Annotated in this window: 8 protein-coding genes; 3 read left to right on the top strand and 5 right to left on the bottom strand. The window is 67.1% G+C overall.

Translation table 11 applies throughout. The features are described from left to right. The first annotated feature begins 232 nt into the window (after positions 1 to 232). The 3 genes from pta to EKG36_RS20220 all read left to right on the top strand — a co-directional run bounded on the left by pta (position 233) and on the right by EKG36_RS20220 (position 3,024). Entirely contained in the window at positions 233 to 1,249 is a 1,017-nt protein-coding gene (pta, locus tag EKG36_RS20230) for a phosphate acetyltransferase (RefSeq protein ID WP_126487085.1), read from the top strand. A 22-nt stretch (positions 1,250 to 1,271) separates the two neighbouring features. Continuing rightward, the gene (locus EKG36_RS20225) at positions 1,272 to 2,057 is read left to right on the top strand and encodes a TSUP family transporter (protein ID WP_221766128.1); all 786 of its coding nucleotides are present in this window, start codon (positions 1,272 to 1,274) and stop codon (positions 2,055 to 2,057) included. Positions 2,058 to 2,274: 217 nt separating this feature from the next. Further along, positions 2,275 to 3,024: a sulfite exporter TauE/SafE family protein gene (locus EKG36_RS20220; protein WP_126487084.1), complete on the top strand. Its 750-nt coding sequence runs from the start codon at positions 2,275 to 2,277 to the stop codon at positions 3,022 to 3,024. 42 nt (positions 3,025 to 3,066) lie between these two features. Here the strand turns inward: EKG36_RS20220 and EKG36_RS20215 are convergent, their stop codons facing one another. Genes EKG36_RS20215 through EKG36_RS20195 form a run of 5 tightly spaced genes read right to left on the bottom strand, consistent with a single transcriptional unit; the run spans position 3,067 to position 6,903 of the window. Further along, positions 3,067 to 3,441: a Lin0512 family protein gene (locus EKG36_RS20215; protein ID WP_126487083.1), complete on the bottom strand. Its 375-nt coding sequence runs from the start codon at positions 3,439 to 3,441 to the stop codon at positions 3,067 to 3,069. Further along, the gene (locus EKG36_RS20210) at positions 3,434 to 3,787 is read right to left on the bottom strand and encodes a Lin0512 family protein (protein ID WP_126487082.1); all 354 of its coding nucleotides are present in this window, start codon (positions 3,785 to 3,787) and stop codon (positions 3,434 to 3,436) included. Before EKG36_RS20210 ends, EKG36_RS20215 begins: the two co-directional genes overlap by 8 nt. A 15-nt stretch (positions 3,788 to 3,802) precedes the next feature. Next, positions 3,803 to 4,171, bottom strand: a complete 369-nt coding sequence (locus EKG36_RS20205; RefSeq protein ID WP_126487081.1) for a cupin domain-containing protein — start codon at positions 4,169 to 4,171, stop codon at positions 3,803 to 3,805. 24 nt (positions 4,172 to 4,195) lie between these two features. After that, entirely contained in the window at positions 4,196 to 5,926 is a 1,731-nt protein-coding gene (locus EKG36_RS20200; protein WP_126487080.1) for a cobaltochelatase CobT-related protein, read from the bottom strand. Further along, positions 5,923 to 6,903 carry an AAA family ATPase gene (locus EKG36_RS20195; RefSeq protein WP_126487079.1) on the bottom strand — a complete coding sequence of 327 codons (981 nt, stop codon included), beginning with the start codon at positions 6,901 to 6,903 and terminating at the stop codon, positions 5,923 to 5,925. The genes EKG36_RS20200 and EKG36_RS20195 overlap by 4 nt, the downstream gene beginning before the upstream one ends. Between the last annotated feature and the right edge of the window lie 393 nt (positions 6,904 to 7,296).

The following is a 7,296-nucleotide window of genomic DNA, read 5'->3' as shown; positions in this document are numbered from 1 at the left end:
AGGCGGTGGACCTGCAGATGAACGAGGGCAAGACCTGCATCCTCGAGATCATGTGCACCCGCGAACTGGGCGACCCCTTCCGCCGCGACGCCCTGAAGAAGCCGGTGCGGCTGCTGGAGAAATACCAGGACTACGTCTGATCCAGCGTGCCGCAGTGTGTTCCCCCGACGCCGTCGGGGGTTTTTTTTCCTGATGACTGCCGCGACTCGCGGCAGTGAGGGGAGGCCACATCATGAAAGCCTTGAACCAGATCCTCGAACGTGCGCGCCGTGATCCGCAACGCATCGTGCTCTGTGAAGGGCAGGACGAGCGGGTCCTGCAGGCCGCCGTCAAGGCGGCCGAGGACGGTATCGCCAGGATCCTCCTGGTGGGCAGTGGGGCCGCCATGGCCGCCGGGGCAAGGGAGCTGGGAGTCAGCCTGTCAGGCGTCGAGCTGCTCGACCCGGCCGATTCGCCGCTCACCGAGCCCCTGGCCGAGGCACTGTTCTCGCTGCGCGAGAAGAAGGGCATGACCCGGGAACAGGCGTCGGCGGCGGTGCGCGAGCCGCTGTGCTTCGCCAACATGCTGGTGCGGGAAGGACACGCCGATGGTTCTGTCGCCGGTGCCGTGAACACCACTGCCGATGTGGTGAGGACTGCCATCCAGCTGCTCGGCCTGGCGCCGGGGAGCAAGCTGGTCTCGAGCTTCTTCCTGATGATGCTGTGCAAGCCCTTCCACAACCTCAAGGGCGGGATGATCTTCTCCGACTGTGGCCTGGTCATCGACCCCGATGCCGAACAGCTTGCGCAGATCGCCATGGCCGCCGCCGACAGCGCCCGGGCCCTGCTGGACGAGGAACCGCGCGTGGCCATGCTGTCGTTCTCCACCAGCGGTAGTGCCCAGCACGGCAACGTGGAAAAGGTGGTAGAGGCGGCCCGTGAGGTGAAGTCCCGCCGCCCGGGGCTCGCCATCGACGAGGATGTCCAGCTCGATGCGGCCATCGTGGCCGAGATCGCCGAGCGCAAGCTGCCCGACTCGAAGGTCAGGGGCAATGCCAACGTGCTGATCTTTCCGGATCTCGAGGCGGGCAACATCGGCTACAAGCTGGCCGAGCGGATCGGCGGCGCCGAGGCCATCGGCCCGTTGCTGCAGGGGCTGGCCAAGCCGGCCAACGATCTCTCCCGGGGCTGCAGCGTCGATGACATCTACCATGTAATCGCGGTGACCACGGTGCAGGCACAGAGCCTGTCGTCTGTCACCGAGGCCTGATGGTGATCACCAGGCGTGCTGCATGGCCCCCTGGAGCCTGACGATGGAGCCTGGGGGGCTGCTGGGGACACTCGCCCTCATGGGCATGGCCGGTTACCTGCACACGGTGTCGGGATTTGGCCTCGGGATGATCGTGATGGGGACCGCCGGGGGGCTTGGCATGGCATCGGTCCCGGTGCTGGCGGCGGTGGTCAGCCTGGTGACCCTGGTCAACAGTGCCATCGCCCTGCCGGGAGGCTGGCGCGGCCTGGGGGCACACCGGGTCATGGCGCTCACGGTGGGTATTGTGCCGTCCATCATGGTGGGCGTCTGGCTGTTGTCGTGGTTGAGCGCCACCTTCACGGTGCTGCTCACCCTGTTACTGGGCGCCCTGGTGCTTTACGGGGGCATCAGCATTGGCCTGCATCCTCGTCCCCACCTCACGGAGTCTCCCTCCTGGACCTTTGCCGTGAGCGGTGTCTTGACGGGACTATGTGGCGGGCTCTTCGGCGTTCCCGGCCCGCCGGTCATCTATCACTGCTACCGCCAGCCGCTGCCGTTGGAAACGATCCGACTGCTGCTGATCCTGTGTTTCGCGATCACCTCCGGGGTGCGCACCCTGTACGTTGCGAGCCAGGGAGGGCTGACAGGTGACGTTTGGCAGCTGGCCTTGTGGTCGATGCCAGTGGTGGGAGTCGCGACCTGGCTTGGGCGTCGCTACCCCCCTCCGTGCTCCGCTGGGGTGATGCGTCGGCTGGCCATGCTGACCTTGATCGGACTGGGCGCGGTGATCCTGTTGAAAGGCTTGTTTTTGCTGGCGTCGGGGTAGTATTACCGCCGTTGCCCTGGCATGTTACGCGGCTTCCTTGTCGGACGGGGGAGGTGTGAAGGCACCCGCCCTGGTGCGAAGGGGCGGGTGCGCTCGTGGTGGGCGGCGCCGCATCCGGTATATAGCGGTCAACGTAGCACCGCTGTCATGCAGGTGGCCGCGTAGCCCCCGAGCGGCCGGCGTCAGGACTGGAGCTGTAAACAGGATCGAAAGCACGATGACCCTCGAGGTATTACTGCCATTTATCGCCATTGCCGCCATCGCCGGCTACTTCCAGACGGTAACCGGCTTCGGGCTGGGCATGATCGTGATGGGCGCGACCAGCGGGCTGGATGTCGCGCCCGTGGCCTCGGTGGCGGCGGTGGTCAGCCTGATGATGTTGACCAACAGCGCGGTGGCCCTGCCGGGCAAGCTCAAGCATATCGACATGCCGGTGATCGCCGCGACCGTCCTCGGCATCGTGCCGGCAACCGTGGTCGGCGTGCTGCTGCTCGATTATCTCAGCGGCAGCGCCGCCAGCGTGCTGCGCATCGCCCTGGGACTGCTGGTGTGCTATGGCGGGCTCAGCCTGGTGCTGCGCCCCCGCCAGCGTGAGACCCTCTCCTCCAGGACAAGCTTCTTCATCAGCGGGGTATTGTCGGGGCTTTGCGGTGGGCTGTTCGGCATCGCCGGGCCGCCGGTGATCTACCAGTGCTATCGCCAACCGCTGGCGCCGGTGGCGATCCGCAACATGCTGATCCTCATCTTCGCCGCGACCTCGGGCATGCGCACCCTGTTCGTTGCCCTCAAGGGCGCGCTGGATCTCGAGATCCTCACCCTCACCGCCTGGGCCATCCCGGTGGTGGCGTTGGCCACCTATGCCGGGCGCCGCTGGCCGCCGCGACTGACGCCTATTGCCATGCGCCGCCTGGCCTTCGTCACGCTGTTGTTGATCGGTGGTGGGCTGATTGTCTCGGAGTTGAGCTGACCGTACCCCAGGCCCGCGATCTGCGGGTGCGGCGGGCGGTAGTCAATGGGTGGGCTCGGAAAGCCGCCACTCATCGGCCTCGATGGGCAGGAAGGCGGCAATGCCCGCGGTGGCCACGATGTGGGTGGTCTCCTGCACGGGGTCGTGGACGTTCAGGCCGCCGTGCACCACGTTCACCTCGGCGCGGCCGCGGGGCAGCTCGGCCGCCACCACCTCGACGTCGACCCGCTCGGGGACCTGCACGCCGATGGTCACCTGGACTCGCATCTCGCGGTGGTCGATGCCCAGTGACCTGAACAGCACAATGGAGGAGTGGTGCAGGGCGTCCTGCACGGCGCGGCAGGCCGCCTTGGTATAGTCCTCGCCGTAGAGGTCGTTGCCGGTGCCCATTTCGAGGATGATGCGACGCTCAGGCATGTTCGGGCTCCATGTCGAAGGAGACGATGACGGCGGCGTTGGCAATCACGCTGGTGCCACTGCCGTCGGGCTTCTCCACGTCCAGTCCGCCCTTGACCAGCCTGACCGACGGCTGGCCGTACGGGAAGATGCCCAGCAAGGCCGCCGGGTCGACCGCGGCAGGGTCCTGCACCCCGATCTCGACGTCGATCAGCATGGTCTCCTTGGGAAAGCCGAACGCATCGGCGACGTTGAGCGAGTTGTGCCACAGGGCATCGCGGATCGCCCGGGCTGCGGCCTCGGTGTAGTTGCGGCTGCGGATCGACGAGCCCATGCCAAACTGGGTCACCATGCGGGTCTTGGCCATGCCATGCCTCCCTCGTCAGTCCGTATCCTGGTGGCGGATCACGAAGTGCTTGGTGGTCGTCTCGATCACCTCCCAGTAACCGCGGAACCCGTCGGGGATCAAGAAGGCATCCCCGCTGCAGAAGGTCCGCGTCCCGCCGTCATCGTCGATCAGCCGCACATGTCCCGAGAGGATGTAGCAGAACTCGTCGCGATCAGTGAAGGCGTGCCACCTGCCGGGGGTGCTGGTCCAGGTGCCGGCAACCATCTGGCCGTCGGGACTCTCGAAGCACAGCGTGGATTCGTGGTGGGGGTCGCCTTCGACCACGCGCTCCGGCAGGTCGGCCAGGCGCCGGTGGGAGACCCGGCCGGGATCCTTGCCGAAGTCGATGACCTTGACTGTCATGGTGCTCTCCTCTCGAAAGGGGGATCAGCGCCGGTGGCGGCCGCCGATCAGCTCGACGATCTCGTCGAACAGGTGGGTGTCCAGCGCCTGGGTCATGTCGGTGGCCAGGCAGCGGCGATAGAAGGGGCTGAGGTCCAGGCCCACGCCCAGGCCGAGCACCTCCACCTGCCCCTCCCGGGTGCGCCGGGCGACGACCTCCTTGAGATGGTTGTCCAGGTAGAAGGCGTCGTTGGCCAGGTTGGTGGCGCTGTCCGCCGGGCAGCCGTCGGAGATCACGATCAGCAGGCGCCGGCTCTCGGGGCGGGCGAGCAGGCGCTCGCAGGCCCAGTCCACCGCCTCGCCGTCGATGCCCTCGCGGAACAGGTCGGGCTTGAGCAGGGCGGCGATGTCGGTACGCGCGCGCCGCCAGCTGCGCTCGGCGTCCTTGAATACCATATGGCACACCTCGTTGAGACGCCCCGGGCCACGGGGGCGACCCGAACGCATCCACGCCTGGTAGGCACGGCCGCCGTTCCAGGCGCCGGTGGTGAAGCCGAGCAGCTCGGTGCTGGCCCCGATCATCTCCAGGGCGCGGATCAGGCTCTCGGCCATCAGCGTCACCGGCATGATGTGGTGCTTCATGGACCCCGAGCAGTCGATCAGCAGGCTGACGGCGCAGTCGGTGCCGAGCTTGATCTGGTCGCGGTAGAACAGGCGTCGCTCGGTGGGCGAGCTGACCAACTGGGCCAGGCGCCGCCCGTCGATACGGCCCTCCTCCTCGCCGAAGGCCCGGCCATCCGGGCGCGGTTCCCAGAGCACGCTGCCCAGCCGGCGGGCCAGGCGGGGCAGGTTGATGCCCTGCTCGGCGGTGGCCTGGTCCAGCCGTTCGCGGTTCTCGCGCAGCAGCGCCCGGCGGACCAGGCTGCCGGCGGCGACCTCGCGATCGAAGCGCGTCGTGAAGACCCGGTAGGCCAGGGCGGCGTCCTCGAAGACCTTGCTGTGGCCGGTGGTCGCGGCGGCAATGCCATCCTCGTCGCCGTCGCTGTCCTCGACGTCGAGGAGCAGGGCGAAGGCGCCGGTGGCGTCGTCTTCCTGGTTCTCGGCCTCATCGCCGTCGATCTGGGCTCGTTCGGCCCGCACCCGCGCGCCGACGACCCGGGCGATCGCCAGGGCATGCTCGGCGTAGGCCGCCTGGTCATGGCGATGCCGACGCAGGCCGTAAAGTGCCGTGCCGAGCTCGCCGACCAGGGAGGCACGGGTGCCCTCGATATAGTCTTCGGTCTCCTCCAGCACCGGTCGGGCCTGCAGGCGCGACCAGCACATCTGGGCCACGGTGTAGAGCAGCAGGCCGATGCTGCCCTCGGTGAGACCGGAACGGTAGAAGGCCCGCGACCAGCTCTCGAAGCGGCGCATCAGGTTGTCGGCCATGCCCGGCATGTCGGCGGGTACCCGGGTTTCCACGCGCAGCTGTTCGAGCAGCTCGAAGACCAGCCGCTCGACCGCGTCCTCGGGGCAGCGGTCGCGGTGGAGGGTCGGGTCGGAGTGCAGCAGGCGCAGGGCCATGCCGTCGGCGGCGGCCCGGCAGTCGGCGAAGTCGTCCTGCTCGGGATCGATGCGCAGGTGGGGCGCATGGGTCGGCAGGCGTGTCTCCCCCTGGTACAGCCGGCGCCCCCGATAGTGCAGGCCGACATCGCCGGTCATGGCGCGCAGGCTGGCCGCGCACAACTCCTCGATCCGTTGCTGACGGCGCGCCTGTTGCTGGGCGCTCAGGGTCATGACGAGGTCGCCTCCCGCATCCAGGATTCGTCGAGTTCCTCGCCGAAGCAGCGCTGGTAGTACTCGGCGACGATGGGGCGCTCGGCCTCGTCACACTTGTTGAGGAAGGACAGCCGGAAGGCCAGGGCCGGGTTGCGGAAGATCTCGCAGTTCTCGGCCCAGGTGATCACGGTGCGGGGGGACATCAGCGTGGAGAGGTCGCCGGCGGCGAAGCCCTGACGCGTCAGGTTGGCCACCGCCACCATGGAGGCGATGAGCTGGCGTCCCTTGTCGGTGTCCTTGCTGGGCACCCGGCCGAGCACGATGGCCGCCTCCTCGTCGCGCGGCAGATAGTCGAGCTTGGCGACGATGTTCCAGCGGTCCATCTGGGCATGGTTGAGTACCTGGGTGCCCTGGTAGAGCCCGGTCAGGTTGCCCAGCCCCACGGTATTGGCGGTGGCGAACAGCCGGAAGTGGGGGTGGGGATGGATGACCCGGTTCTGGTCGAGCAGGGTGAAGTGGCCGTCCCGCTCGAGGATGCGCTGGATGACGAACATCACGTCCGGCCGGCCAGCGTCGTACTCGTCGAAGATCAAGGCCACCGGCCGCTGCAGCGACCAGGGCACGATGCCTTCCTGGAACTCGGTGACCTGGACGCCGTCGCGGATCACGATGGCGTCCTTGCCCACCAGGTCCAGGCGACTGATGTGACCGTCCAGGTTGACCCGCATGCAGGGCCAGTTGAGGCGGGCGGCGACCTGCTCGATATGGGTCGACTTGCCGGTGCCGTGCAGCCCCTGGACCATCACCCGGCGGTTGCGGGTGAAACCGGCCAGTATGGCCAGGGTCACGTCCGGGTTGAAGCGATACGCCTCGTCGATCTCGGGCACGTAGTCGTCGCGCTCGCTGAAGGCGGGCACCTGGAGGTCGCTGTCGATGCCGAAGAGGTCGCGGGCCGACACCATCCTGTCGGGCTGGGCATTCAAGGGCTCTGTCATCACTGTCTCCTCGGCCCGCCGGGGACCGTTGACCATTGGCGTCCCTGATCGATGCGTGGGCAGGGGACGTCGCTGCCGGCGTGTTCAAGGAGCATAGATCAATTCCATAAAAAGAATCAAACCGTATCGAAATATGAGACATGGTGTTGACGAGGGCGGAAAGGGTGCCTAGAGTCCATAAGTATTCCGGAAAGCGGAATCAAATGTTCCATCTAAAAGAACTCGAACAGGCTCGCTCGGAGGACACCCATGAGCACCGACAACACCGCAGGCACCCGCCAGGTCGTGCAGGGCAAGCAGACCATGACGCCCTCCGAGGCCTTCGTGGAGACCCTGGTCGCCAACGGCGTCACCGACATGTTCGGCATCATGGGCTCGGCCTTCATGGACGCC

The sequence above is a fragment of the Halomonas nitroreducens genome, from assembly GCF_003966155.1.
GTDB classification, from domain to species: Bacteria; Pseudomonadota; Gammaproteobacteria; order Pseudomonadales; family Halomonadaceae; genus Halomonas; species Halomonas nitroreducens.
Note: the sequence above shows the minus strand (reverse complement) of the source record. Positions and strands in the feature narration are given on the sequence as shown.

Excerpts from the sequence above, each read along its gene's own strand:
- pta (WP_126487085.1), top strand. The coding sequence starts at position 233 with ATGAAAGCCTTGAACCAGATCCTCGAACGTGCGCGCCGTGATCCGCAA.
- EKG36_RS20225 (WP_221766128.1), top strand. The coding sequence starts at position 1,272 with ATGGCCCCCTGGAGCCTGACGATGGAGCCTGGGGGGCTGCTGGGGACA.
- EKG36_RS20220 (WP_126487084.1), top strand. The coding sequence starts at position 2,275 with ATGACCCTCGAGGTATTACTGCCATTTATCGCCATTGCCGCCATCGCC.
- EKG36_RS20215 (WP_126487083.1), bottom strand. The coding sequence starts at position 3,441 with ATGCCTGAGCGTCGCATCATCCTCGAAATGGGCACCGGCAACGACCTC.
- EKG36_RS20210 (WP_126487082.1), bottom strand. The coding sequence starts at position 3,787 with ATGGCCAAGACCCGCATGGTGACCCAGTTTGGCATGGGCTCGTCGATC.
- EKG36_RS20205 (WP_126487081.1), bottom strand. The coding sequence starts at position 4,171 with ATGACAGTCAAGGTCATCGACTTCGGCAAGGATCCCGGCCGGGTCTCC.
- EKG36_RS20200 (WP_126487080.1), bottom strand. The coding sequence starts at position 5,926 with ATGACCCTGAGCGCCCAGCAACAGGCGCGCCGTCAGCAACGGATCGAG.
- EKG36_RS20195 (WP_126487079.1), bottom strand. The coding sequence starts at position 6,903 with ATGACAGAGCCCTTGAATGCCCAGCCCGACAGGATGGTGTCGGCCCGC.